Annotated in this window: 21 protein-coding genes, 1 tRNA gene and 1 pseudogene; 13 read left to right on the top strand and 10 right to left on the bottom strand. The window is 60.6% G+C overall.

From position 1 onward, the window contains the following. Positions 1-175: 175 nt before the first annotated feature. From hisS to J7399_RS10710, 4 genes are all read left to right on the top strand, one after another. The gene (gene hisS / locus J7399_RS10695; RefSeq protein ID WP_209085943.1) at positions 176-1,678 is read left to right on the top strand and encodes a histidine--tRNA ligase; all 1,503 of its coding nucleotides are present in this window, start codon (positions 176-178) and stop codon (positions 1,676-1,678) included. Then, entirely contained in the window at positions 1,678-2,763 is a 1,086-nt protein-coding gene (locus tag J7399_RS10700; RefSeq protein ID WP_209085945.1) for an ATP phosphoribosyltransferase regulatory subunit, read from the top strand. Before hisS ends, J7399_RS10700 begins: the two co-directional genes overlap by 1 nt. Next, the gene (gene hisG, locus J7399_RS10705; protein WP_209085948.1) at positions 2,760-3,458 is read left to right on the top strand and encodes an ATP phosphoribosyltransferase; all 699 of its coding nucleotides are present in this window, start codon (positions 2,760-2,762) and stop codon (positions 3,456-3,458) included. Before J7399_RS10700 ends, hisG begins: the two co-directional genes overlap by 4 nt. A 278-nt stretch (positions 3,459-3,736) precedes the next feature. After that, positions 3,737-6,097, top strand: coding sequence for a Tex family protein (locus J7399_RS10710; protein WP_280637779.1), 2,361 nt, complete (start codon positions 3,737-3,739; stop codon positions 6,095-6,097). Between the two features lie 158 nt (positions 6,098-6,255). Here the strand turns inward: J7399_RS10710 and aroQ are convergent, their stop codons facing one another. Continuing rightward, positions 6,256-6,693: a type II 3-dehydroquinate dehydratase gene (gene aroQ / locus J7399_RS10715; RefSeq protein ID WP_209085953.1), complete on the bottom strand. Its 438-nt coding sequence runs from the start codon at positions 6,691-6,693 to the stop codon at positions 6,256-6,258. Positions 6,694-6,910: 217 nt separating this feature from the next. Here aroQ and J7399_RS10720 point away from each other — a divergent pair, with 217 nt between their 5' ends. Both J7399_RS10720 and J7399_RS10725 read left to right on the top strand, forming a co-directional pair. Then, positions 6,911-8,020 (top strand): MHYT domain-containing protein, encoded by a 1,110-nt coding sequence (locus J7399_RS10720; RefSeq protein WP_209085955.1) that lies wholly within the window; start codon positions 6,911-6,913, stop codon positions 8,018-8,020. Positions 8,021-8,249: 229 nt separating this feature from the next. Next, positions 8,250-9,230, top strand: coding sequence for a class I SAM-dependent methyltransferase (locus J7399_RS10725; RefSeq protein ID WP_209059994.1), 981 nt, complete (start codon positions 8,250-8,252; stop codon positions 9,228-9,230). A gap of 375 nt (positions 9,231-9,605) precedes the next feature. Here J7399_RS10725 and J7399_RS10730 read toward each other — a convergent pair. The 8 genes and pseudogenes from J7399_RS10730 to cofG form a co-directional block, all read right to left on the bottom strand. Then, positions 9,606-10,468: pseudogene (locus tag J7399_RS10730) on the bottom strand (IS3 family transposase); the annotation flags it as partial. A gap of 226 nt (positions 10,469-10,694) precedes the next feature. Next, positions 10,695-11,726 (bottom strand): TIGR03842 family LLM class F420-dependent oxidoreductase, encoded by a 1,032-nt coding sequence (locus J7399_RS10735; protein ID WP_209085957.1) that lies wholly within the window; start codon positions 11,724-11,726, stop codon positions 10,695-10,697. A gap of 44 nt (positions 11,727-11,770) precedes the next feature. Beyond that, a complete protein-coding gene (npdG, locus tag J7399_RS10740) occupies positions 11,771-12,439 on the bottom strand; it encodes an NADPH-dependent F420 reductase (protein ID WP_209085959.1) in 669 nt (222 codons plus the stop codon). Next, positions 12,436-13,200 carry a coenzyme F420-0:L-glutamate ligase gene (gene cofE / locus J7399_RS10745; RefSeq protein WP_209085961.1) on the bottom strand — a complete coding sequence of 255 codons (765 nt, stop codon included), beginning with the start codon at positions 13,198-13,200 and terminating at the stop codon, positions 12,436-12,438. The genes npdG and cofE overlap by 4 nt, the downstream gene beginning before the upstream one ends. Further along, complete coding sequence (gene cofC, locus J7399_RS10750; protein WP_209085962.1) at positions 13,197-13,826, bottom strand: 2-phospho-L-lactate guanylyltransferase; 630 nt, start codon at positions 13,824-13,826, stop codon at positions 13,197-13,199. Before cofC ends, cofE begins: the two co-directional genes overlap by 4 nt. Continuing rightward, positions 13,823-14,794: a 2-phospho-L-lactate transferase gene (cofD, locus tag J7399_RS10755; RefSeq protein WP_209085963.1), complete on the bottom strand. Its 972-nt coding sequence runs from the start codon at positions 14,792-14,794 to the stop codon at positions 13,823-13,825. The genes cofC and cofD overlap by 4 nt, the downstream gene beginning before the upstream one ends. Further along, on the bottom strand, positions 14,791-16,047 hold the full coding sequence (gene cofH / locus J7399_RS10760) for a 5-amino-6-(D-ribitylamino)uracil--L-tyrosine 4-hydroxyphenyl transferase CofH (protein ID WP_209085965.1): 1,257 nt from the start codon (positions 16,045-16,047) through the stop codon (positions 14,791-14,793). Before cofH ends, cofD begins: the two co-directional genes overlap by 4 nt. Next, positions 16,026-17,174: a 7,8-didemethyl-8-hydroxy-5-deazariboflavin synthase CofG gene (gene cofG / locus J7399_RS10765; protein ID WP_209085967.1), complete on the bottom strand. Its 1,149-nt coding sequence runs from the start codon at positions 17,172-17,174 to the stop codon at positions 16,026-16,028. Before cofG ends, cofH begins: the two co-directional genes overlap by 22 nt. A gap of 471 nt (positions 17,175-17,645) precedes the next feature. Here cofG and J7399_RS10770 point away from each other — a divergent pair, with 471 nt between their 5' ends. The 7 genes from J7399_RS10770 to J7399_RS10800 all read left to right on the top strand — a co-directional run bounded on the left by J7399_RS10770 (position 17,646) and on the right by J7399_RS10800 (position 24,926). Then, positions 17,646-18,479 (top strand): xanthine dehydrogenase family protein subunit M, encoded by an 834-nt coding sequence (locus tag J7399_RS10770; protein WP_209085969.1) that lies wholly within the window; start codon positions 17,646-17,648, stop codon positions 18,477-18,479. 11 nt (positions 18,480-18,490) lie between these two features. Beyond that, positions 18,491-18,985: a (2Fe-2S)-binding protein gene (locus tag J7399_RS10775; protein WP_209060036.1), complete on the top strand. Its 495-nt coding sequence runs from the start codon at positions 18,491-18,493 to the stop codon at positions 18,983-18,985. After that, positions 18,982-21,411 (top strand): aerobic carbon-monoxide dehydrogenase large subunit, encoded by a 2,430-nt coding sequence (locus J7399_RS10780; RefSeq protein WP_209085971.1) that lies wholly within the window; start codon positions 18,982-18,984, stop codon positions 21,409-21,411. The genes J7399_RS10775 and J7399_RS10780 overlap by 4 nt, the downstream gene beginning before the upstream one ends. Before the next feature lie 80 nt (positions 21,412-21,491). Beyond that, a complete protein-coding gene (locus tag J7399_RS10785; RefSeq protein WP_209085974.1) occupies positions 21,492-22,358 on the top strand; it encodes a MoxR family ATPase in 867 nt (288 codons plus the stop codon). Beyond that, entirely contained in the window at positions 22,358-23,560 is a 1,203-nt protein-coding gene (locus J7399_RS10790; RefSeq protein WP_209085976.1) for a VWA domain-containing protein, read from the top strand. Before J7399_RS10785 ends, J7399_RS10790 begins: the two co-directional genes overlap by 1 nt. Positions 23,561-23,587: 27 nt before the next feature. Further along, positions 23,588-24,358 (top strand): XdhC family protein, encoded by a 771-nt coding sequence (locus tag J7399_RS10795; protein ID WP_209085978.1) that lies wholly within the window; start codon positions 23,588-23,590, stop codon positions 24,356-24,358. Between the two features lie 115 nt (positions 24,359-24,473). Beyond that, a complete protein-coding gene (locus J7399_RS10800) occupies positions 24,474-24,926 on the top strand; it encodes a carbon monoxide dehydrogenase subunit G (RefSeq protein WP_209060064.1) in 453 nt (150 codons plus the stop codon). A 78-nt stretch (positions 24,927-25,004) separates the two neighbouring features. Here J7399_RS10800 and J7399_RS10805 read toward each other — a convergent pair. Then, positions 25,005-25,081: transfer RNA gene (locus tag J7399_RS10805), tRNA-Met, on the bottom strand. Positions 25,082-25,097: the final 16 nt, after the last annotated feature.

Below are 25,097 nucleotides of genomic sequence, written 5' to 3' on the forward strand. Positions count from 1 at the left end.
TCGGAACATTTTTGTGCAAGTGTCCTTAGATTCGGTGAATCTGCCTTCGATTGCGGGGGCAGATTTGGGGTCGGGTGCCGTAAGAGCCGGGCGCTGTCATAAAGCCTTTCCTTGCTCCTCTGCTGGGCATTCTGTAAAGGCACAAGCGACGTAATTTCACTCAGGGACCATGGATATGGCCAAGCAGAAGAAAGCCCCCCGCCCCAAGGCAGTCACGCCAAAGGGGTTCCGCGACTATTTTGGTGTGGAGGTGACCGAGCGCACCGAGATGCTGCATCAGATCGCCGGGGTCTATCATCGCTATGGTTTTGAGGCGCTTGAGAGCAGCGCGGTGGAAACTGTTGAGGCGCTGGGCAAGTTCCTGCCGGATGTGGACCGCCCCAATGAAGGCGTGTTTGCCTGGCAGGAATTTGACGAGAAAGATCAGGGTGACTGGATGGCCCTGCGCTATGATCTGACCGCGCCGTTGGCTCGGGTTTATGCGCAGCACCGCAATGATTTGCCCAACCCTTATCGCCGCTATGCGATGGGGCCAGTGTGGCGCAACGAAAAGCCCGGACCGGGGCGTTATCGTCAGTTTTATCAATGTGATGCGGACACCGTAGGCACGGCGAGCATGGCGGCGGATGCGGAAATCTGCGCGATGCTGTCTGACACGCTGGAGACCGTGGGCATTCCGCGCGGGGATTTCCTTGTGCGGGTGAACAACCGCAAGGTCATGAACGGTGTGCTGGAAGTGATGGGGCTTGGTGAAGACCCGGTTGCCCGCGACAACGTGCTGCGCACCATCGACAAGTTCGACAAGGTGGGCGAGAGCGGCGTGCGCGAATTGCTGGGCAAAGGCCGTCTGGATGCCTCTGGCGCTTACATCGACGGCGTGGGCTTGTCTGACGATCAGATCGAGCCGGTGATTGCCTTCCTGACCTCCAAAGCGGACGATGTGGCCAAGACCTTTGACAATCTGCGCGGGGCGGTTGGCGCCTCCAAGGTGGGCGCTGAGGGCATTGCCGAGCTGGAACAGATTGGTGAGCTGTTGGCCGCCGGTGGCTATGGCAGTGACCGGATCGAGATTGACCCCTCCATTGTGCGCGGTTTGGGCTATTACACCGGGCCGGTGTTTGAGGCAGAGCTGACCTTTGAGATCCTCGACGAGAAGGGCCGCAAGCGGCAGTTTGGCTCTGTGTCCGGCGGCGGGCGTTATGATGGCTTGGTGAAGCGCTTCACCGGGCAGGAAGTGCCTGCGGTTGGGGTGTCGATCGGGGTGGATCGCCTGCTGGCGGCGCTGCGTGAGAAGGGCCGTATGGGTGGCGTGGCCACGGGTCCTGTGGTGGTGACCGTAATGGATCGCGACCGGATGGCGGATTATCAGGCCATGGTGGCGGAGCTGCGCAATGCAGGCATTCGCGCTGAGGTCTACCTTGGCAATCCGAAGAACTTTGGCAACCAGCTGAAATACGCAGATAAGCGCAACAGCCCTGTGGCTGTGATCGAAGGTGGTGATGAGAAAGCCAACGGTGTGGTGCAGCTCAAAGACCTGATCTTGGGCGCAAAAATTGCCGAGAGCGCCACATTGGAAGAGTGGAAAGAGCGCCCGAGCCAGTTTGAGGTGCCACGCGGCGATCTGGTGGCGAAGGTGCGCGAAATTCTCGCATCCCAGAGCGAAGAGCAGGCGGGCTGATGGCACAAAAATCCAAGATCCGCGCGCGGGCGGCAGCGCTGGCTGCTGGCTTTGAAGCGGCGGGTGCGGTGCCGGTGGAAACGCCGATTCTACTGCCTGCATACGCGCTTCTGGACCTGTATGGCGAAGACATTCGCGGGCGTGCCTATGTGACCTCGGATGCGCTGCGCGGGGAGCAGATGCTGCGGCCCGACTTCACCGTGCCTGTGGTGCAGATGCATATGGCCCATGGGGCGGAACCGGCGCGCTATACCTATGCGGGTGAGGTGTTCCGGCGGCAGGAAGATGATCCTGCGCGGGCCAATGAATATATGCAGGTCGGCTATGAGGTGTTTGACCGCGAGAACCCTGCGGCGAGTGACGCCGAGGTGTTTGCGGTGATGCAGGACGCGCTGAAAGGCGTGGAGCTGCGCGCCGCGACGGGCGACATCGGCATTCTGGCCGCGGCTGTGGCCGGGCTGGAAACCACCGAGCGGCGCAAGCGCGCTTTGGCACGCCACATCTGGCGGCCACGGCGGTTTAAGGCGCTGCTGGATCGTTTTGCCGGGCGCAGCGAGGTGCCTGCAAGCCGGGCGGCGCTTTTGGCGGCGGATGATCCGATGGCGCATGGTTTCACCGATATTGGCCTGCGGTCGCAATCTGAGGTGGCAGCGCGGATTGAGGCGTTGCGCGAAGATGCGGCGGCGGCGCCGATCTCGCCTTTGCAGGTGGAGCTGATCGAAGCGCTGCTGAATGTGCGCGAGACGCTGCCCAATGCGCTTGAGCATATCCGCGACCTGGCGGTGGACATGCCCGCGATCAGCGGAGCCGCACGCCGGTTGCGCGAGCGTATGGAAGCGCTGGATGCGCGTGGTGTGGATGTGGAAAGCCTTGAGTTTGAAGCCAGCTATGGCCGGACCTCGATGGAATATTACGACGGGTTTGTCTTTGGCTTTTATGTGCCGGATCGGGCGGATCTGCCTGCGGTGGCCACGGGCGGGCGCTATGATGCGCTGACCCAAGTGCTTGGTCAGGGACGGGAAATTCCCGCCGTGGGTGGCGTGATCCGTCCCGGTGTGTTGGTCGATCTGGAGGACGCGGCATGAGCATCAAGCTGGGTGTGCCCTCCAAAGGGCGGCTGATGGAGAAGACCTTTGACTGGTTTGGCGCGCGCGGTGTGCAGCTAAGCCGGACAGGGTCGGATCGTGAATATGCAGGGGCCGTTGAAGGCGTTGAGGGCGTGGAGCTGGTGTTGCTGTCCGCAGGAGAAATCCCCCGTGAGCTGGCGGCGGGGCGCATTCACCTTGGCGTCACGGGCACCGATCTGGTGCGCGAAAAGCTTGGTCAGTGGGAGCAGCAGGTTGCGGAGCTGGCGCTTTTGGGTTTTGGCCATGCGGATCTGATCATTGCGGTGCCGGGCTGTTGGGCCGATGTGGACACGCTCGATGATCTGGATGCGGCGGCCTCGGCGTTCCGGGAGGCCCATGGGTTCCGGATGCGGATTGCCACCAAATACCACCGCCTGGTGCGGGAGTTCCTGCGCGACAACGGCGTGGCGGATTATCAGCTGGTGGACAGCCAAGGTGCGACCGAAGGCACGATCAAGAATATGACGGCGGAAGGCGTGGCGGATATCACCTCGACAGGGGATACGCTGCGGGCCAACCACTTGAAAATCCTGTCAGATGCCTTGGTGCTGAAGTCGCAGGCGACGCTGTTTAAAAGCCGCAAGGCGGCCATGACGGATGAAGAGCGCGCGACCATGAAGGCGCTTTTGCAGACGTTGGAGCTTGATGGGTAACGCCCGTCTTGGCCCGGAAATAAGGGCGTAGCCCGCCGGGCCGCGCCCGCCCCTCCCCATGGGAGGGCGCATTTGCAGCGATGCGGCCAATCTGCTCCTTGGAGCTGGCGGACCCATAAACTGGCATTTCAGAGGTATGCTGCGCCCACCCAGGGTCAGGCGCGTCCCTGGGTTGTGACGCTCTTTAGGCGGTATTTCTCTGAGCGGGGCGTTCCGCTCTTGGCCCCACGGCAGGCAATGCTAAGAAGGGTGCTCCAATGATTTTCAGGAGAGCCCCCTTGGATACGAGCACGCGCATTTTCCGCACCATTGCTGGCGAGATTGCCGCCAAACCCGATCAGGTTGGGGCGGCTGTGAAGCTTTTGGATGAGGGCGCGACGGTGCCGTTTGTGGCGCGCTACCGCAAAGAGGTGACAGGTGGGCTGGATGACAGCCAGCTGCGGACCTTGGCGGATCGGCTGGCTTATCTGCGGGAGCTGGAGGCGCGGCGCGAGACCGTGGCGGCCTCGATCACCGAGCAGGGCAAGATGACGGATGCGCTGGCCAAAGCCATTGTGGGGGCGGAGACCAAAGCCGCGCTGGAAGATATTTACCTGCCGTACAAACCCAAACGTCGCACCAAGGCGATGATCGCGCGCGAAAACGGGCTGGCCCCGCTGGCAGAGGCGATTTTGGCGGATCGCACGGCCGATCCTGAGGCGCTGGCGGCGGGTTATGTCACCGAAAACGTGGCCGATGTGAAAGCGGCGCTGGATGGCGCGCGCGATATTGTGGCCGAAGGGCTGACAGAGAATGCCACGCTTTTGGGCGAGCTGCGCAGCTTCTTGCAGAAAGAGGCGATTGTGGCGACCAAGGTGATTTCCGGTCAGGAACAGGCGGGCGCGAAGTTTTCGGACTACTTTGAGCATTCCGAGCCGTGGTCCAAAGTGCCAAGCCACCGTGCGCTGGCGATGATGCGCGCCTCCAAAGAAGGCGTGATCTCGCTGGACATTGGCCCCGATCCGGAGGGTGGCAAAGAGCGCGCAGAGGCGATGGTGGCGAGTTATCTCGACACCCGCAGCGAGGCGCCCGGTGATCTGTGGCTGCGCAAAGTGGCGGGCTGGACCTGGCGGGTGAAGCTGAGCTTGACGATGACCGTGGATCTGATGGGCGAGCTGCGCGCGCGGGCGCAGGAAGAGGCCATTCAGGTATTTGCGCGCAACTTGAAAGACCTCTTGCTGGCAGCTCCTGCGGGGGCGAAGGCGACGCTGGGTCTGGACCCTGGCATTCGGACGGGCTGTAAAGTGGCGGTGGTGGATGCCACCGGCAAGCTGTTGGACACGGCCACGATTTATCCCTTCCAGCCGAAGAATGATGTGCGCGGCGCTGAGGCGACCTTGATGGCGTTGATTGCCAAACATGGGGTGGAGCTGATTGCGATTGGCAATGGCACGGCAAGCCGGGAGAGCGAGAAGCTGGTGGGCGAGGTGTTGAAGCATTTGCCCAAAGGTGTGAAGGCGCCGACCAAAGTGGTGGTGAGCGAGGCCGGGGCCTCGGTTTATTCCGCAAGCGAGCTGGCGGCGCGGGAGTTCCCGGGGCTGGATGTGTCTTTGCGTGGCGCGGTGTCGATTGCGCGGCGTTTGCAGGATCCGTTGGCGGAGCTCGTGAAGATCGAGCCGAAGTCCATCGGGGTGGGCCAGTACCAGCATGATGTGGATCAGCACCGTTTGGGCAAGTCGCTGGAAGCGGTGGTGGAAGACGCGGTGAACGCGGTGGGTGTGGACCTGAACATGGCCTCCGCCCCGCTCTTGGCGCATGTGTCCGGTCTTGGGCCGGGTCTGGCAGAAGCGATTGTGGCGCATCGGGACGAAAACGGCGCCTTTGGCTCGCGCAAAGAGCTTCTGAAAGTGGCGCGCTTGGGGCCGGTGGCCTTTGAGCAATGCGCGGGGTTCTTGCGGATCACCGAAGGGGATGAGCCGCTTGATGCCAGCGCAGTGCACCCGGAAGCCTATGATGTGGCGCGTAAAATTGTCTCTGCCTGTGGGCGGGATGTGCGCAGCCTGATGGGCGATGGCGCGGCGCTGAAACGCCTGCGGGCGGAGGAGTTTGTCTCCGAGAAGTTTGGTCTGCCAACCGTGCGCGACATTCTGAGCGAGTTGGAAAAGCCGGGGCGTGACCCGCGCCCGACCTTTAAGACCGCGACTTTTGCCGATGGGGTTGAGGAGATCTCAGACCTCAAGTCCGGCATGGTGCTGGAAGGCACGGTGACCAATGTGGCGGCCTTTGGGGCCTTTGTGGATGTGGGCGTGCATCAGGATGGTCTGGTGCATGTGAGCCAGCTGGCGGATCGCTTTGTGAAAGACCCCCATGAGGTGGTGAAAGCCGGGGATGTGGTGAAAGTCACGGTGACGGAAGTGGATGTGCCACGCAAACGCATCGGCCTGTCCATGCGCAAGGATGGCGGGGCTTCGGCCAAAGAAGACCGCAACGCACGCGCAGGCTTTGGCGGCAAGGGGCGTGGTGGGCCTGCGGGCGGGCCACGTGGGAAAGGGCCGCGCGGCGGTGGCGGTGGAGGCAACTACAGTGCCAAGCCCAAGCAGCAAGACAGCGGCAATGGCGCATTGGGCGCTGCGCTGATGGATGCGATGCGCAAGAAGTGATGAGGGGAGGGCGGCGCCTGCCTGGGTAGGCGCTTTTGCAGCGTGAAAGGCTGCGCTGTGGTTCCCCAAACCACTTGGCTCACTATCTGTTGAGCGGTTGCAGATGCGCCTGCCGGGGGGCAGGCAGGCGCAGACCTCCCTGCTGTGGGTCAGAAGGATTAACCGAGCAGTGTACCCATGCGGCGCATGGCCAGTGCGTAGCCTTCCACGCCAAAGCCTGCGATCACACCTTCGGCGCGGGCGGAGACATAGGAGTGATGCCGGAAGGCCTCGCGTTTGTGGATGTTGGAGATATGCACCTCCAGCACCGGGCCTTCAAAAGTGTTGAGCGCATCGAGAATGGCCACAGACGTGTGGCTGTAGGCGGCGGGGTTGATGATGATCCCGGCCGCTTGCGCACGGGCCTCGTGGATCCAGTCGACCAGCTCGCCTTCGTGATTGGATTGCAGCAGCTTCACCGACAAGCCAAGCGCGGCCCCGACCGCGGCGCAGGAGGTTTCAACGTCGGCCAGCGTGTCGTGCCCGTAAATCTCCGGCTCGCGTTTGCCCAGAAGGTTCAGGTTGGGGCCGTTGAGGATGTAGATTGTGCTGCTCATCTGCGCTCTGCCTTTTGTGATGCTTCCGACCTAGCCGGAAACGGCGGACCGGGGCAATAGGGCGCAAAAACGCGCAGGAAATCTGTGACATAGGAGAAAAGCCCGGTGCGGCACTTCTAACGCCATAAAAGTGCGGGAGAAAATTGCCTTTGAACGGGGGCTTTGCTAGCGTCGCCACAGCAACCAAAACGGCAGCGATCGGGGGAGGGTCACAGGCGTGTTGGATTTTTCGCACAACCCCTGGCTTGTGGCGACGTCATTGGCGGTGGCGCTGATGGCGGGGTTCACCGGGTTGTCGCTCACACGCGGGGCCAATGCGCTGCCCGATGCGCGGCGCAAGATTGTGGTGGCGTTGGCGGCGGTGGTGCTCGGCGGGGGCATCTGGTCGATGCATTTTGTCGCCATGCTCGGGCTGCAACTGCCGATCCTGTTTTTCTATGACGCGCTGATCACCTTGATCTCTGCGCTGGTGGCGATCCTGATGGTGGGGCTGGCGTTGTTGCTGCTGCATTTCCGAGAGCGCTCGCCGCGGGTGATCCTTGGGGCGGGTGTGATTGTTGGCCTTGGCATTGTGGTGATGCATTATGTCGGCATGGCCGGGATGCAGCTGTGCCGCCCGGTTTACGGCGTGCTGGATGTGGTGATCTCCACCGTGGCCTCTGTGGTGCTGTCGATTCTGGCGATCTGGGTCGCTTATGATGCGCGCACACAGCGCAACATTGTGCTGGGCACGGTGTGTTTTGGCTTTGCTGTGTTCTCCATGCATTTTGTGGCGATCCTGCTCACAGGGTTTCTGCCCAGTGAGGCCGCCGCTGTCGCCGGACCCGCGCTTGACAATCAGGTGCTGGCTATGGGGGTCACGCTGGCGGTGTTTCTGATTTGCGGGGCTTTCCTGCTGACCGGGATCACCTTCATTGCCCCGCAAGAAGACACCGAGACCGCACCGCCAGAGCCCGCCGCAGAGCCTGCGCCGACGCCACAGCCTGTGGCGGCCACGGCGGGGGTGCCGTTTGAGCGTGAGGGGCAGACGTTTTTTGCAGACCCGACGCAGGTCGCGGCCATTCGGGCGGAGGGGCATTATACGGTGCTTTATCTTGGGGCGGAGAAGCTGTTTTGCCCCTGGTCCATCACGGAGGCGGCCAACCGGCTGGAGGCGAGCGGGTTCTTAAGGGCGCACCGCAGCTATCTGATCAACCCGAGCCATGTGAGCAGCTTTGAGCGCAACAAGGACAATGGCACGCTGTATTTTGAGACGGTGGAGTCGCTCAGCAAGGTACCGGTGAGCCGCTCCCGCATGGGGCCGCTGCGCGAGGCGCTGGGGTTGTGAAAGGGGGCAGAGCTTTCCAGTTAAGCCCTCGCTTAATGGGGGAAATTCAAAAAGCTCGATTTTCGGTATGCCCCATTAGTTTTAAAGATCTCCCAAGTTTGCACATATTTGGCTCGCCCTGAACATTCCGACCTTCCAGTGGCTTGAAATGCTAAGAGCAAAGTGCTTGATACGGGATCGAATTGTCACTGCATTTCAGTGATCATTTCTACACTTCATAGGAGCAATCATGAGTTCAAAAAAATCTCTAGCAGCGCGAGCTATCGGCCGAGTTCGCGGGGCGTTTGGCGTTATAACAGGAACACATGTTGCATCGCCATCTGAAGTTGAGCTCGATTCAGCAAAAGAAACTCTGGCTGAGATCAATGTCGGAGAAATTTTGGCGCGCGTTCCTGCAGGATTTCGTGGAGCAGAGTTCACTCCTGTGGACTATGTTTGGTGGAATTTCCTCTGTCGTTCTAGGACAATTGATATGTTTCCGACGGAGTTAGCCGCATCAAAAGCTGCGGTAAAACGCATTAACGATTTCTATAGTTCTAATGTTGAGCGCTTTGGTATCACTAGAGGCAATTTTTTTGGTGGAAGCATCAAAGATGATGAAGCGGTGACGCTGCATCGTCTGATCATAGAGCAAAAACCAAAGAATGTTGTGCAAATTGGCACCTTTATTGGCTATTCTGCCGCTATTATTGCAGACGCTCTTCGGCAAAATGGCTCTGGAAGGCTGATTTGCATTGATCCTGAAATCCAACACCGCTCAAGTGGGAACCCGGTTGATGTGGCGAAAGAGCTTTTTGCCAATATGGGCCTTTCAGATATTGTGTCATTCGAAACAGGTTGGAGTTCAGGCCGGATATCCCATGGATATGACGCCAAGGTTACGAGCGTTGATTTAGAGAAAGCGCGCATGATGAATATCCCTGTGGTCGGAAGGGACGTTTTGCAGGCTGTAGAAGAGGGAGTGGATTTTGCGTTTGTGGATGGGGACCACTCAACGGCTTTTACTCTCATGGATTTCCATATGATTAGAGAATACCTCAATAAAGGGGGTATTGTGCTTTTTCATGATGCATTCTCTTGGCCGTCAGTCGCACAGGCGCTTTCGATTATTTGGAGTGACATACTCTTCTTTACTAAGAGTACGAGCGAGTTTTTTGATCTCGACGTTCGTAAGGGGCGAGATGGCTTGGCGATTATAAGAAAGAAGTAGTCTCGTTGCCCACATCCTGGCATTGTTTGCGATGGGTTAGCTTGACTGTTTTTATATCAGAAACGTGTTTGGCGGGGGTGGTTATTTCTTGTTTCGGCAATGCGTCTCAGGGGGCTGCTGACTACTGGTTGCACAGGGAAAAGTTTTAGGCGCGGTGAATTCAGTTGCTGCGAAGCGCGACTTTCTTACACATGTGTTGTTGGACGCAAGTCGTACAGGAATTGCAAAGTGCAAGCGGCCCCCTTTGAATGCAGCTCGGCCACCCCATCGCCGGTTTCAAGCTTTTTAGACGCGGGCGGTCCGACCTGCCCCGATGCGCCCTCACTCGCAACGAGAGTCTGCGGGTCTGTTTTAATATTCGGCGACTTTGGTATGGGCAAGCGCGTCGGGCACGGAACCCTCAATTTGCTCAAGCGTCAGAAACGCTTTTGTGGGCGTTTGATTGCCGAACGATGAGTGCGGTCTGACGTTGTTGTAGTGGTATCGCCAGAGCGCCAGCTTTCGGCGGGCATCTTCCAAGCTCTCTAACATCTCTTCGTTCAATGGCTCGTCGCGGATACAGCCGTTGAAGCTCTCGAAGAAGGTATTCTGCTGCGGCTTGCCTAGATCAATGTAGTGCCAATCGACGTTGTTGTCTTTCGCGCATTTCAGGATCGCCCGACTGGTGAACTCTATTCCATTATCGCTGACAATGCTGGCGTGCTTGCCATTTATGCAAACCAGCGAATCCAGTTCTCGCGCCAAACGGGCGCTGGAGATCGATGTGTCTGCGATCAGCCCCAGATTTTCACGAGAATAATCAGCATTCACTGCCATAATACGGAACCGGCGCGATGCACCGAACGTCTCTGACTGAAGGTCTAGCGACCAACGTGCACCGGGCCATAGGACCTCTGGCATCGGTGTTCGTGATCCTCGGGCGCGCTACCTACCTCGTCGGCGTCTGACACCCAGTTTCTCTTCGGTGTAGAGGCGATACAAATTCATCTGGTTCATAATGCACCCTTCGTGCTCAATTATCACGCCGATCCGGCGATAATCAAATCTGCGTCGCTTGGCAGCGATCCCCTTCATCTCCTTGCGGATCTCCGGATTGTCAGGCAGACGGTCGCGCCTGACGGTCTTGGGGTCGACACCGACAAGACGGCATGCGCAGCGCTGCGAGATGTCATGATCCCGCATTGCCAACAATGCTCCTCGCGTCGCTTGACCGGCGTCGTCAGCTCTTTCCCAGCAACCCCTACACTACAACGCGGGAGATTTTTGGGGGCAGGCCATACCCTTCACTAAGCATTGCAGCTCTTTACAACCGACAATCACTCACCTGTAGATCTTTAGAGCAACTACTTTTATTGAACTAGCTAAGCGTTTGGAAATTAGTTCACATCTCATCGAGCAGTCCCCCCGCTCCAACGCAGTAAACCGGCCCCATAGGTCACGGAGCCGGTTATGTCTGGGGCAGATTTATTCCGCTGCGATGGCCTCGTCGGCCTGCGCTTGGAAGGCCGGAATGATGTGGTTGCCGTAGTCGGAGATGATTTTCTCCTCCTCGCCATTGTCCAGATAGATGTTGAACTGTGTCACACCGGCCTCTTTGAGCGCGTTGAGCTTGCTGATGTGCTCGTCGATCTCGCCCAGAACGCTGAAGCTGTCGACGATGTCATCGGTGATGAAGTCGAGGTAGGGGTTATCGCTCTGGCCGTGTTTGGAATAGTCATAGCCTTTGCGGTCTTTGATGTATTCGGTCAGGGCTTTGGGGATGTCTTCGCGCTCGGTGCCGTATTTCTCAACGATGTCAGCGACGTGGTTGCCGACCATGGCGGGGAACCATTTGGTGGCCTCGCGGCCTTTGGCGCGGTCGCCTGTGTAGGCAGGCGCGGCGGCCATGACGCCGAAGTTGGACATGTCGCGGCCTTCAGCTTCGCCTGCGGCAATGGCCTGATCGGTGAGCCATTTGATGATCGCAGGTTCGGCAATCTGCAGGATCAGACCATCACCGACGCGGCCTGCGGAGGACAGGGCCTTGGGGCCATAGGCGGCGACCCAAACGGGGAGTTCATAGCCGGTGGCCCATGGGAACTGGATGGGGTTCGGCGCGTCGCCGTATTGTGCCTCATCGCCGCGCACGAGGGCTTTCACAACATGGGTGAATTCCTCAAGGCGGGCGAGGGGGGCAGGTTTTTTGCCCATCACGCGCACGGCGCTGTCGCCGCGGCCAAGGCCAAGCTCAAAGCGGTTGCCGGATTGCTTGGCAAGGGAGCCAAAGAGCGAGGCGGCGTTGGACCAGTCGCGGGTGTTCGGGTTGGTGACGCAAGGCCCGAATTTCATCTTGGTGGTGTGCTCCATGCACATGGCCATGGCCACATAGCTTTCGCGCCACAGGATGTGGCTGTCATAGAACCAGCAGTAGGTGAAGCCTGCGTTTTCGGCTTGGCGCACAAGTGCCTTGGCGCGCTCAGGCTCAACGAAGCCTTTAAAACAAATACCAAATTCCATGGGGGTCTCCTTGTTGGGTGTTGTTGTGTTTGGGGGCGGGTGGATCAGTGATCCGGGGCCCAGATTTTGATGCCGGCGTGGGAAAACGGCACGGCTTTGGAAATATTGGTGCGGATCAGGATCGGGGTGATCGCCTCGACACAGCGGGCAGCCTGTGCGGGACCTGCGTTATAGGCGGTGACGCCGAGCTTCTCGCAGAGTTCCATGACCTTTTTGCGCGCGGCCAGCTGGTTGCCGCAGACGAGGATGTCGCAGTTGATGTCCCACTCAAGCGTGTTCAGGGTGACCGCAGAGACATTGTGCAGCGCGCCGATCACCGGGATGTCGGCCCCGAGAATGGCCTGCGCGGCCTCGGTTGCGGAGCCTTCGGGCGGCATGTCCACAAGCTTGGGATCGCCTTCTGCCAGCGGCACCACGATGTCCACAAGGATCTTGCCCGCAAGATGGGGTTTGAGTGCCTCAAGCGTGGCGTTGTGGCCCGCAAACGGCACCGCGAGGATCACCATTTCCTCGGCGGCCTGTGTGGCGCCTTCGTTGTCGGCTCCGGTGATCAGGGCGGCGTCGGCGGCCAGTTTGGCCTGAAGCTCGCTGGCGATCTCGCTGGCGCGGGTGCCGTCCCGTGAGCCGAGCACCACCGGCACGCCCGCGCGGGCAAAGCGCAGCGCGAGACCTTGGCCCTGCGGGCCGGTGCCGCCGATAATTGCAATTGTCATCTGAACATATCCTTTTTCTTTTTGCGGACCAGATCGCTGGCCTGTCCGCTGTTTCCATCCCATGTGAGGCCCCGGATCACCACGAGGGGTGTCTGTGAGGCTTTGGAGATTGCGAGGCCCGAGGCGGCGGCCAATTCATCGCCGAAGGCCGGTTGCGTGACCGCCAGATCACGGCCATGAGCGTCTTTGTTGCCGACTTCAGATTTGAGTGCGGGCAGCCCGGCTATGCCGATGGCCACATTGACCTGCCCGAGCCGCCACGGGCGGCCGAAGGTGTCAGAGATCACCACGCCCAGACGGGTCTGAAACCGCGCGGTGAGGGCCGCGAGCAGGGCGGCGGCGCTGGCGTCGGGATCGCGGGGTAGCAAGAGCGCCATGTCTTCGCCGCCGATGTTGGACTGATCAACGCCCGCATTGGCGGAGATATGGCCGCTGACATGTTCACAGATCAGCGTGCCTTCGTCCGCGTCGGAGTGTTTCCAGCTTTTGACCACACGCGCGCTTTCGCGCAGCACCACCTCGACCTTGCGCGGGTCTTTGGAGATGCGCTGCGCCAATGCGTTGGCCTCCTCCCCCGGGGTGACGGAGGCGAGATCAACCAGAAGCCCTTCGGCTTTGGACACCACCTTCTGGGCGACAATCAGAGTGTCGTTGGGCTCCACGCCGATCGGCTCTAGAGCCTCGGCAAGAATGGCGGCGAGATCGTCGCCGGGGTGGATTTCGGGGATGCCGGGGACGGCGATGATGGAAAGCGCGCTCATAGGGCCTGTTGTCCTGTGGAGGGGCGTTGGCGCAGCTGTTGGATCTGGGCCAAATCGCGGGTGGTATCGACGTCAAAGCGCAGGGTGCGGCTGCGCAGGATGTGGCTGGCGAGACCCGCGCGGGCGGCGGCTTTGCGGTGCGCGCGGAAGGAGTCGGGGCCAAAGCAGAACTCAAATTCGGCCTCGGGATGGAGCATCAGACAGTTGGTGCCGCCATCGCTGGACTCACAGAGCGCCGCGGCGGTGCGCGGCAGGGTAAGCCGTGACAGCTGCGCGATGTCGGTGGCAGAGAGCAGGGCGAGATCGCCGGGCAGGATGGCCAGATGCGCAAAGCCTTGCTCTGCGGCCCAGAGCTTGGCCTGCGCGCAGGCGCTGTTGAGGCCTTGTGCGGTTTCCTCCCTCAGCACGGCAGCCCCGCGCGCTTGCGCTTCTTCGGCAATGAGAGAGCTGGCGGTCACCACCACCACCGAAGCCTCACATTGCGCCGCTGCGATCTGATCAAGCGTGCGCAGGAACAGGGAGAGGGCAAACCTCTGCCGCTCTTGCGGGGGCAGGGCGTCGCTGAGGCGGGTTTTGGCCTGTTTGGGGTCCTTCATCGGAATGGCGATCAGCAGCTTGCCCGTCATGCGCAGACCTCATCCGGAGCAGGGGTCAGCGGTGACAGGTTGGCGAGATGCAGCAGGCGCTGCGCCAATGCGCATTTGTCGGCGCGGGTTTTCATCACGGTTTGCTCGACATGGAGGGGCAAGCCGGTTGCCACCTGATCCCCGGCGTCGGTGCCGTCGATCACCAACCCGTCGATCAGCCCATCGTAGAGATCGACGATATAGGCGGTGGAGGGCGTGTGACCGAGGCTTTGCAGCATTTTGTCCGCCGGTCCTTTGAGCGCGCGACCTCCCACAAAGGGGCTGACCGCAAGGCGGAGGGCGGCGGCCTGTGCCAAGGTCTCCCCGATCCCGGGAATGCCGAGAATGGGCATGATCGACATCAGGGGATTGCTGGGGGCAATCACGATCAGGTCGGTGTCGGTGAGCGCGTCCAGTGCCGCCGGATTGGCGCGGGCGGTTTCCTGACCCTCATAGGCCAGATCGCGCACCGCAGGGCGGCATTGGTCACGTACAAAATACTCCTGAAAGCTCTGCCAGCCGCTCTCGGTACAGACGCGGGTTGGCACTTGGTCTTCGGTGGAGAGAAGCAGCCGCGCGGAAAGGCCAAAGGCTTTGGCGATGTGATCTGTGATGTGTTGGCGCGCGCGGCCCTGCACCAGTTGCATGGTGCGGAAGATGTGCAGGCCGAGGTCACGGTCGCCCAGCGTCATCCATGTTTCTTGGCCCAGATCCTTGAGGACCGAGAGCGCGCGCAGGGCGTCGTCTTCCACACCCCAGCCCTGTGCGCGGTTGATGCGATCGCTCAGCGTGTAGAGCATGGTGTCCACATCCGGTGACACCCAGAGACCGTGGAAGCTGTCGTCATCGCCGACGTTGCAGATCACGCGCAGATCAACGTTTTCCAGATGCGCAAAGCCTTCGGCCATTTTGGCACCGCCAACGCCGCCAGCGATCAGGGTGACACGGGTTTTAGACAGGCCGGTCATTCTGCGGCCACCCGTGTGGTGTCTTCCTCAAGGAAGGCCAGCGGGTCCTGCCCCTCACGGGCGACAAGCGGCGCTTGGGTGTCAGGTGTGTGATCGTCGTAGGTTTCCAGCGTGTCATAGACCGTGTTGCGGCGCACGGGGATGCGGCCTGCGGCGCGGATGATCTCGACCATTTCGGCGGCCATGATCTCCTGCCCGTTTTTGGCACCGGCAGAGCGGCTGATGCTTTCGTTCATCAGCGTGCCGCCCAGATCGTTCACGCCGCGATCCAGCATGTAATGCGCGCGCTCGGCACCGAGTTTGGTCCAGCTCACCTGAATGTTGTCGATCTGGCCGTGCAGGAAGATGCGGCTGACGGCATGCATCTTTTCGGTTTCGTCATGGGTCGGGCCGGGGCGGACAATCTCCGGATTGGCGGTGAAGAGCGGGGAGTCCTCATGCACAAAGCTGAGTGGGACCAGCTCGGTGAAACCGCCGGTGTCTTTTTGGATGTCACGCAGGATGCGCATGTGCTGCGCCCATTGTTTGGGGCCGTCGATATGGCCGTACATGATGGTGGCGGTGGTTTTCACCCCGACGGAATGGGCGGCGCGGATGATCTCGACCCAGCGCTCGGCGCTGAGCTTGTTTTTGGTCAGCTGTTTGCGGATGTCGGTGTCCAGAATTTCGGCGGCGGTGCCGGGCATGGAGCCAAGGCCGCATTCTTTGAGATCCTGAATGAAATCGGCAAAGGACAGTTTGGTTTTGGCTGCGCCGTACCAGACCTCAAAGGGCGAAAACGCGTGGATGTGCATGTCGGGCAGTTCGGCTTTCAGCCCGAGCAGCAGATTGCGGTATTCCTGTCCGGACATCTTGGGATGCAGGCCGCCCTGAATGCAGACCTCGGTCGCGCCGCGGTTCCAGGCCTCCACGGCGCGGGCGACAACCTGATCCACATTGAGCCACTCGGCTCCCGCATCTTCGCGGCGTTTGGCAAAGCCGCAGAATTTGCAGCCCATGTAGCAGACGTTGGTGAAGTTGATGTTGCGGTTCACAACAAAGCTGACCTGATCGCCATTGGCGCGGTGGCGCAGCTGGTCCGCGACCGCAGAGATTGCCGCGATGTCCGCGCCTTGCGCGGCAAAGAGGGTTTCGCCCTCCTGTTCGCTGATCTCCTGACCGTCGAGGGATTTCTCTAGGATAGCGCGCACAGCGGGCGAGGTGCCGTGCAGCGAAACGGGGGCGGGGCCGTTCACGCGGTTGTGGTCAAACATGTCTCTTCCTCTTGTTGCAGCGCGAGCCCGTCTGCGCGGGCCTGTGCCTTGGCGCGCTGTGCCAATTCCGGTGCCATGAAGCGGGCGCTGCGCTTGAGATAGGCGGGGTAAACGGTGAGGCGTTCCTGCAGCTGGTGGCCGGTGCGCGCGGTGTTTTCGGCCAGCGTGCGGATCTCGGGCCACTCGTGCTGCGGGTTGATAAAGTCGATGGTCACCGGGCTGATGCCGCCCCAGTCGTTGATCCCGGCGCTCAGATATTCCAGATGCCGGGCGCTGAGGTTCGGAGGCGCTTGGAGGCTGACATCGGCGGGCAGGATCAGGCGCGCGGCGGCGAGCGTTTTGAGCATGTCCTGAAGGCTGGGCTCCGGGTGGTGTTCCATGGCGATGCCGGGTTTGGCCTGAAAGTTCTGCACGATCACTTCCTGCACATGGCCATAGGTCAGATGGCTTTCGCGAATGGCGTGCAGCGCCTCTATGCGTTCTTCCCAGGTTTCGCCGATGCCGATCAGAAGGCCAGTGGTGAAGGGGATCTCAAGCCGCCCGGCGCGCTCCAATGTGCGCAGGCGCTGCACCGGGGTTTTGTCAGGGCAGGCGTAATGCGCCATGCCTTTTTTCATGAGCCGCCGACTGGTGGTTTCCAGCATCATGCCCATGGAGGCACTGACCGGTTTGAGCTGTGTCAGCTCGTCCTCAGTGAGGGAGCCCGCGTTGACATGGGGCAGCAGGCCGGTTTCATCCAGCACCAGCCGGCACATGTCGCTGAGGTAGTCGACCAGAGTGTCATAGCCATAGGCTGCCAGCGCCGCGCGGGCCTTCTCATAGCGTTTCTCTGGTTTCTCTCCGAGGCTGAAGAGCAGCTCTTTGCAGCCCTTGGCTTCGCCGCGTTTTGCGGAGGCCAGAACTTGCTGAGGAGACATCAGCTGCGCGGCCGGATCATCGGGGTGTTTGACAAAAGTGCAGTAGCCGCAGGTGTCGCGGCACATGTTGGTCAGGGGCACAAAAACCTTGCGCGAGTAGGTCACCGTTTTGCCCCAGTGGCTGTCACGCATGTCACGTGCCCGCGCCATGAGCGTCTCCAGATCAAGGGCTTGCAGTGCGTCTGCCGTCAGTTTGAGTGGGTCGGTCATGGGGCCTCCTGTTGGAGGTAGGGTTTGACCAATTGATCAAAAAAGCCAGAAAAAAATTTTACCAAACGATAAAATAAGCAAAATAGTCAGGAATCCATGTGGTTTTGATGAAATTGCGGGCGGTTTGGGAGACGGCGCGCCGGGTTCAGCGTCTGATTGCGCCGAGAGAATCGTTTTTGCGCCTCAGAGGAGATTCGCCTTTTTGTGCCGTTTGAGGCGGGCGGGCAGGGTTTGCGGCGCTCTAGAGGCGCGCGTGTGATGCGGCAGGCTCGTCAGCGTGGGGCGGCGTGTGGCTTGCAGAGTATCAGCGGTGCATCTGGTGGATTTTGCGGTTTTCGCAACTCGTGCAGCCTATTCGCATTTCGTGCAACGAACCGCGCGGGCTGTTTTTAAAGGCTGGCGCGGGTCCTCTGCTGTTGGCGGACTGGATGTCGGAGGCGCGCACTGGGCGTGCCAGGGAGGACAAGCCAGATGATACCAGCGGGGTTCGAGTACCACCGTCCGTCTGACATTGCGTCAGCGGTTTCGATTTTGCAGGAACATGGAGATGAGGCGCGGGTGATCGCGGGCGGGCACAGCCTGATCCCGATGATGAAACTGCGCATGGCCGATATGGGCCACCTGATCGATCTTCAGGATATTGACGCCTTGAAGGGCATTGAGATTGGCAGCGATGCGGTGACCATCGGAGCGATGGTGACGCAGCATGAGCTGATCACACATGAAGGGTTGTCAAACGCCGTGCCGTTGATCAAAGAGGCGGCGCTTTTGATTGCCGATCCGCAGGTGCGCTACATGGGCACGGTGGGCGGCAATGTCGCCAACGGTGATCCGGGCAATGACATGCCGGGGTTGATGCAGTGCCTGAACGCGCGCTTTGAGCTGAGCGGGCCGGATGGGGTGCGCGAAGTGGCGGCGCGCGAGTTCTATGAGGCGGCCTATTTCACTGCACGCGATGATGAGGAGATCCTAACGCGGATCACCATTCCTGTGCCAGCAAGTGGCACTGGCTATGCCTATGAAAAGCAGAAGCGCAAGATTGGCGATTATGCCACGGCGGCGGCGGCTGTGATGATTGGCGGCGGTACAGCGTCGGTGGCGATGACCAACCTCGCGGACACGCCGATCTGGTCTGACGCGGCTGGCGCTGCGCTGGCGGCGGGGGACGTTGACGGCTGTGTCAGCGCGATGATGGACGCAATTGACCCGGTGGCGGACAACCGCGGGCCGATCGAATTCAAGAAACATGTGGCTGCAGTGATCCTGCGCCGCGCGATTGCGCGTGCGCAGAGCCGTGCGAGCTGAGGGGGGAAATCATGTCAAAGATGCATGTAAAGATGACCGTGAATGGCAAAGAGGTGGAAGGGCTTGCGGAGCCGCGCACGCTTTTGATCCATTTCCTGCGTGAAAACCTGAACATCACCGGGCCGCATATCGGCTGTGAGACATCCCATTGCGGGGCCTGCACCGTGGATCTGGACGGCAAGTCGGTCAAAAGCTGCACCGTGTTTGTGGCGCAAGCGCAGGGCAAAGAGCTGACCACGGTGGAAGGTCTGGTGAATGAGGACGGCAGCCTCGGTGTGCTGCAGGAGATGTTCCGCGAACATCACGGGCTGCAATGTGGCTTCTGCACACCGGGGATGATCACCCGCGCGCACCGCTTGTTGCAGGAGAACCCCAACCCGACCGAAGAAGAGATCCGCTTTGGCATGGCGGGCAATATCTGTCGCTGCACCGGATATCAGAACATTGTGAAGTCGATTGCCGCTGCGGCGGACACGCTGAACGCTCAGAAGGAGGCGGCAGAATGAATGACATGACACCGACCCCCGAAGAACGCGCCGCCAATCTCAAAGGCATGGGCTGTGCCCGCAAGCGTGTGGAAGACGTGCGCTTTACCCAAGGGCGCGGCAACTATGTGGATGACATCAAGCTCGACGGCATGCTGTTTGGCGACTTTGTGCGCTCGCCTTATGCCCATGCACGGGTGGTGAGCATCAACGCGGAAGAGGCCATGAAAGTGCCCGGCGTGGTGGCTGTGATCACTGCGGCGGATCTGGAACCGCTGGGTTTGCACTGGATGCCAACATTGGCCGGTGACAAGCAGATGGTGCTGGCCGATGGCAAAGTGCTGTTTCAGGGCCAAGAGGTGGCCTTTGTGGTGGCCGAAGATCGCTATGCGGCGGCTGATGCGGTGGAACTGGTGGAAGTCGAGTACGAAGAGCTTCCTGTCATCGTGGATCCGTTTGAGGCGCTAAAATCCGATGTGGTGCTGCGCGAGGATACGGTGGACGCCAACGGCAAGGCCACTGATGGTGCGCATGGGCCGCGCAATCACCCCAACCACATCTTCACCTGGGAACAGGGTGATGAGGCGGCAACCGAAGCTGTGATGGCGGCGGCTGAAGTGGTCGCGGAAGAGACCATGTATTACCACCGCACCCACCCGTGCCCGCTGGAAACCTGCGGCTCTGTGGCCAGCATGGATAAGGTGACCGGCAAGCTCACACTTTGGGGCACGTTTCAGGCCCCCCATGCGATCCGAACCGTGGTGTCGCTGATTTCCGGCATTGAGGAACATAATATCCGGGTGATCAGCCCCGATATTGGCGGCGGCTTTGGCAATAAGGTTGGCGCATATTCGGGCTATGTCTGTTCGGTTGTGGCCTCCATTGTCACCGGCAAGCCGGTGAAATGGGTCGAAGACCGCATGGAAAACCTGATGACCACGGCCTTTGCGCGCGATTATTGGATGAGCGGCAAGATTTCCGCCACCAAGGACGGCAAGATCACCGGGCTGCATTGCCATGTGACCGCAGATCACGGTGGTTTTGACGCTTGCGCCGATCCCACCAAGTTCCCCGCCGGGTTCATGAACATCTGCACCGGCTCTTATGACATTCCGACAGCCTATCTGGCGGTGGATGGGGTTTATACCAACAAAGCACCGGGCGGGGTGAGCTATCGCTGTTCTTTCCGGGTGACGGAGGCGGTCTATTTCATCGAACGGATGATTGAGGTGCTGGCGATCAAGCTGAACATGGATGCAGCCGAGCTGCGCCGGATCAACTTCATCAAGAAAGAGCAGTTCCCTTATCAGTCGGCCCTTGGCTGGGAATATGACAGCGGCGACTATCACACCGCCTGGGACAAGGCGATGGAGGCTGTGGATTACCAAGGCCTGCGCGCCGAACAGGCGCAGCGGATTGAGGATTTCAAAGCGGGCAAGACCCGCAGCCTGATGGGCATTGGTCTGACCTTCTTTACCGAGATTGTCGGGGCGGGGCCTGTGAAGAATTGCGACATCCTTGGGCTGGGCATGTTTGACAGCTGTGAGATCCGCATTCACCCGACGGGCTCTGCGATTGCGCGGCTCGGTACGATCAGTCAGGGGCAGGGGCATGCGACCACATTTGCGCAGATCCTCGCCTCTGAGATCGGCTTGCCTGCGGACAGCATCACCATTGAGGAAGGTGACACAGACACCGCGCCTTATGGGCTTGGCACTTATGGGTCACGCTCTACCCCGGTGGCGGGGGCCGCGACAGCGATGGCGGGACGCAAGATCCGTGCGAAGGCGCAGATGATTGCGGCCTACCTCTTGGAGGTGCATGACGATGACGTCGAGTTTGACGTGGATCGCTTTGTGGTCAAAGGTGCGCCGGAACGGTTCAAGACGATGAAAGAGATCGCCTTTGCCGCCTATAATCAGGCCATTCCGGGGATTGAGCCGGGGCTTGAGGCGGTGAGCTATTATGATCCGCCCAATATGACCTATCCCTTTGGCGCTTATGTCTGTGTGATGGACATTGATGTGGACACCGGCGTGCCGGAAATCCGCCGCTTTTATGCGCTGGATGACTGTGGCACGCGGATCAACCCGATGATCATCGAGGGGCAGATCCATGGCGGCCTGACCGAGGCGCTGGCCGTGGCGCTGGGGCAGGAGATTGCCTATGATGAGATGGGCAATGTGAAGACCGGCACGTTGATGGATTTCTTCCTGCCGACCTCCTGGGAAGTGCCGAACTATGAAACGGATTACACCGTGACTCCAAGCCCGCACCATCCGATCGGCGCGAAGGGTGTGGGCGAGAGCCCGCATGTGGGCGGTGTGCCCTGTTTCTCCAATGCGGTGCATGACGCCTTCCGCGCTTTTGGTTTGACACAGACCAATATGCCGCATGATCACTGGCGGATCTGGAAGACTGCCAATGATCTGGGCCTGCATGGCTGATCCGCTTATGACCTCGCCCGCGTTGCGGGCGGGGGCCTCCGGCGGGGATATTTTGAGAATGAGAAGGTGAGGGGCGCGCGATGAGCGTGAACGATATGCAATCTGCCTTGGCGGAAGAGGGCTATGTGGCGGATGCGCGCCTTGCGATGGCGCTGCATCTGGCGGAGACCCTGGGGCGGCCCTTGCTGCTGGAGGGGCCTGCGGGGGTTGGCAAGACCGAGGTCGCCAAGGCGATGGCGGCGGTGCATGAGACCAAGCTGATCCGGTTGCAGTGTTATGAGGGCTTGGACGCGAGCCACGCGATTTATGAGTGGAACTATCAGCGGCAACTATTGGCGATCCGCGCGTCTGAGGCGCAGGGCGGCATGGCGGAGGCGGCGCTGTTTGGCGAAGACTATCTTTTAAAACGCCCGCTGCTGGAGGCGATCACACAGGAGCAGCCGCCGGTCTTGTTAATTGATGAGATCGACCGGGCGGATGAGGAATTTGAAGCCTATCTCTTGGAGGTGCTGTCTGATTTTCAGATCACCATTCCGGAGGTGGGAACCGTTGAGGCGGTCACGCGGCCCATGGTGATTTTGACCGCCAATGGCACGCGGGAGCTGTCAGACGCGCTGCGGCGGCGCTGTCTTTATGCTTATGTAGAATATCCGGATCGCGAGACAGAGCTGGCGATCCTGCGCACGCGGATGCCGGAGATAGAAGGTCTGCTGGCGCGTCAGATTGTCGGCGTGGTGCAGGATTTGCGCCGTGAGGAGCTTGAGAAGGCGCCGGGGGTGGCGGAGATGCTGGACTGGGCGGCGGCGCTGGCGGGGCTTGGGGTGAATGATATGGCCCAGAGCCCGGAGGCGGTGCAGGCGACATTGGTGTGTCTGCTTAAGACTGCGGCGGATTATGATGCGGCCCCCCGTGAGGTGATGGACCGGCTGATCGGGAAGGTCGCCTGATGCAGGTGACGCGGTTTCCCTCCCGTGCCGAAGGATTGGCCGACCGCATGGCGGGGTTCATGGCGCATTTGCGTATGAATGGCTTGCCTGTGGGCGTGGCGGAGACCGGCGATGCGCTGGCCGCTTTGGCGGCGGTGGAGGCGACGGATGTGGATCAGGCGCGTGAAGCCTTGTGTGTTCTGTTGTCTGGGGATGCGGAGATCTGGCGCAGGTTTGACGACCTGTTTGATGCCTATTGGTTTAATGCGGGCAAACAGCGGCAGGGCACGGCGAAAAGCGATCATGTGAAGGTTCAGGCGGCGCGGCCTTTGCTGTGGCAGACGCATTTTGGTGAGAGTGCTGAGGACGGCGCTGAGGGTGGCACGGAGAGTTCAGAAGACGCCTTTGCGCCGGATGAGGGTGATGGGGAGTCTGAGGGCACCGATGGGCGGCTGATTGCGACCCGGACGGATAACCTCTCCCGGCGGGATCTGCGCGAGTTGATGGATGAGGAAAGTCTGCGGCGTGCCGAAGCGGCGGCGGAGCGGATTGCGCGCGTGATACGGGATCGGCGCTCGCGGCGGCGCAAGCAGGCGCTGCGCGGCCAGCAGCTCGACATGCGGCGTATTCAGCGGGCGTCGCTGGCACGTGGTGGTGAGCCGATGGAACTGCATCGGCGGGCGCGGCCGCCAAGACCGATGCAGATTGTGGCGCTTTGTGATGTGAGCGGGTCGATGACCGTTTATGCGCGGGCGTTTCTGGCCTTCCTCAAGGGGCTGGTGAGCAGTGAGACGCGCACCGATGCCTATCTGTTTCACACGCGGCTGATGCGGGTGACGGATGCGATGCGCGATCACGACACGCTGCGGGCGGCCTCTCGGCTGTCGCTGATGGCGGAAGGCTTTGGCGGGGGCACGGATATTTCCGGATCGCTGGAGCGTTTTCTGAATGGTTATGGCGCGCGGGCGCTCAATGGGCGGACGGTCGTGATCGTCCTGTCGGATGGCTATTGCACCTCTGATCCGGAGGCGCTGGGCGCGGCTTTGGCAAAACTGAGGAAAAAGGCGCGGCGGATTGTCTGGCTGAACCCGCTGAAAGGCTGGCGGGACTATGCGCCGGTGGCGGCGAGCATGCAGGCGGCGCTGCCCTATCTGGATGCACATCTGCCGGCGAACACGCTTGAGGCGCTTGGCGCGCTGGAGCGAGAATTTGCCCGCCTGTGACGGTGCGTGGCTTTGAGGGAGGAGCGCATGGAGGCGTTTGACATATTTGATACGGTGGCGCGGCTGCGTGAGGAGGGGGCGCCGTTTTGTGTCGCAACTGTGGTGCGCACCGCTGATGTGACCTCTGCCAAAGCGGGGGCGAAGGCGGCGGTGACGCAGACGGGTGAGATCATCGGACATCTGGGCGGGGCTTGTGTGAAACGCGCGGTTAAAGAGGCGGCGGCAGAGGCCTTGGTGGCAGAGACACCGCGTATGATCCGGGTGAAGCCCTCCGACAAAGTGGTGACCTTGCTGGATCCGGACGGTGTGCAGACCTTCAAGAGCGGGTGCCCGTCGGGCGGCACGGTGGATGTACTGATCGAGCCCTACCAGCAGGCGCAGCGGTTGGTGATTTTTGGCGACACACCGATTGCACAGGCGGTGGCGGCCCATGCCACGCTGGCCGGGTTTCGGGTGTGCCGAGGCGATGAGGGTGTGGGCCAGATCGAGGCGCGGGATTTTGTGCTGGTGGCTTCACAGGGGCAACGGGACAGCGATGCGCTGCGCTCGGCGCTGGAGACCCCGGCGCGGCGGGTTTCGATGGTGGCGAGCCGCAAAAAAGCGGCGGTGCTCTGTGAGAAGCTGATCACGGCAGGACTGGAGGAGGCCAGGGTTGGTCGGCTGAAGAGCCCGGCGGGGCTCGATATTGGTGCGGTGGATCCACATGAGATCGCGCTGTCGATCCTCGCGGAGATCGTTCAGTGGCGCCGGATGGATCAAATAGAAGCGGGAGAGGGCAGCGATGAGAAACTTGCTTGAGAGATTGCGGGCGTTTTGGGCCCCACGTGAAGATTTGACACCGGAGCAGGCCGCAGAAGAGGCGCTTCGGGTGTTTCCCAAATGTTGTTGAGACCAAGAAAGGCAGAGAGACCAGATGGAACTAAAAGATGAGATTCGCATTTCGGCACCCCGCGACGTGGTGTACCGGGCGCTCAATGACCCTGAGGTGCTGAAACAGTGCATTCCGGGCTGTGAAGAGCTGGAGCAGCACACGCCGGAGCATCTGGAGGCGAAAGTGGTGCTGAAAATCGGGCCGGTGAAGGCGAAGTTTGCGGGAGAGGTGTTTCTGGACACCAGCGGCGCTCCGGATGGCTTCACGCTCAAAGGTGAGGGTAAAGGCGGCGCGGCCGGGTTTGCCAAGGGCGGTGCCGAAGTCACCTTGGTTGAAGACGGTGCGGAGACAGTGCTGAGCTATGAAGCCAAGGCAGAGGTCGGCGGCAAGATCGCGCAGCTGGGCAGCCGGCTCATTCAAGGCACGGCGAAGAAACTCTCGGCGAAGTTCTTTGCACAGTTTGCGGAAGTCGTTGCGGAGCAGACCGCGGCGTAGGCAGGGATCTAAAATCCACTCACGGATCCCAAAAAAAACGAAACCCGGATGGCGATCCATCCGGGCTTCTGGAATTCTTGGTGGCGGTACAGGGACTTGAACCCCGGACACGCGGATTATGATTCCGCTGCTCTAACCAACTGAGCTATACCGCCGTAAGTGAGGTGCGAT

Source organism: Shimia sp. R9_1 (genome assembly GCF_017743775.1).
GTDB lineage: Bacteria > Pseudomonadota > Alphaproteobacteria > Rhodobacterales > Rhodobacteraceae > Shimia.

Excerpts from the sequence above, each read along its gene's own strand:
- hisS (WP_209085943.1), top strand. The coding sequence starts at position 176 with ATGGCCAAGCAGAAGAAAGCCCCCCGCCCCAAGGCAGTCACGCCAAAG.
- J7399_RS10700 (WP_209085945.1), top strand. The coding sequence starts at position 1,678 with ATGGCACAAAAATCCAAGATCCGCGCGCGGGCGGCAGCGCTGGCTGCT.
- hisG (WP_209085948.1), top strand. The coding sequence starts at position 2,760 with ATGAGCATCAAGCTGGGTGTGCCCTCCAAAGGGCGGCTGATGGAGAAG.
- aroQ (WP_209085953.1), bottom strand. The coding sequence starts at position 6,693 with ATGAGCAGCACAATCTACATCCTCAACGGCCCCAACCTGAACCTTCTG.
- J7399_RS10725 (WP_209059994.1), top strand. The coding sequence starts at position 8,250 with ATGAGTTCAAAAAAATCTCTAGCAGCGCGAGCTATCGGCCGAGTTCGC.
- J7399_RS10735 (WP_209085957.1), bottom strand. The coding sequence starts at position 11,726 with ATGGAATTTGGTATTTGTTTTAAAGGCTTCGTTGAGCCTGAGCGCGCC.
- npdG (WP_209085959.1), bottom strand. The coding sequence starts at position 12,439 with ATGACAATTGCAATTATCGGCGGCACCGGCCCGCAGGGCCAAGGTCTC.
- cofE (WP_209085961.1), bottom strand. The coding sequence starts at position 13,200 with ATGAGCGCGCTTTCCATCATCGCCGTCCCCGGCATCCCCGAAATCCAC.
- cofC (WP_209085962.1), bottom strand. The coding sequence starts at position 13,826 with ATGACGGGCAAGCTGCTGATCGCCATTCCGATGAAGGACCCCAAACAG.
- cofD (WP_209085963.1), bottom strand. The coding sequence starts at position 14,794 with ATGACCGGCCTGTCTAAAACCCGTGTCACCCTGATCGCTGGCGGCGTT.
- cofH (WP_209085965.1), bottom strand. The coding sequence starts at position 16,047 with ATGTTTGACCACAACCGCGTGAACGGCCCCGCCCCCGTTTCGCTGCAC.
- cofG (WP_209085967.1), bottom strand. The coding sequence starts at position 17,174 with ATGACCGACCCACTCAAACTGACGGCAGACGCACTGCAAGCCCTTGAT.
- J7399_RS10770 (WP_209085969.1), top strand. The coding sequence starts at position 17,646 with ATGATACCAGCGGGGTTCGAGTACCACCGTCCGTCTGACATTGCGTCA.
- J7399_RS10775 (WP_209060036.1), top strand. The coding sequence starts at position 18,491 with ATGTCAAAGATGCATGTAAAGATGACCGTGAATGGCAAAGAGGTGGAA.
- J7399_RS10780 (WP_209085971.1), top strand. The coding sequence starts at position 18,982 with ATGAATGACATGACACCGACCCCCGAAGAACGCGCCGCCAATCTCAAA.
- J7399_RS10785 (WP_209085974.1), top strand. The coding sequence starts at position 21,492 with ATGAGCGTGAACGATATGCAATCTGCCTTGGCGGAAGAGGGCTATGTG.
- J7399_RS10790 (WP_209085976.1), top strand. The coding sequence starts at position 22,358 with ATGCAGGTGACGCGGTTTCCCTCCCGTGCCGAAGGATTGGCCGACCGC.
- J7399_RS10795 (WP_209085978.1), top strand. The coding sequence starts at position 23,588 with ATGGAGGCGTTTGACATATTTGATACGGTGGCGCGGCTGCGTGAGGAG.
- J7399_RS10800 (WP_209060064.1), top strand. The coding sequence starts at position 24,474 with ATGGAACTAAAAGATGAGATTCGCATTTCGGCACCCCGCGACGTGGTG.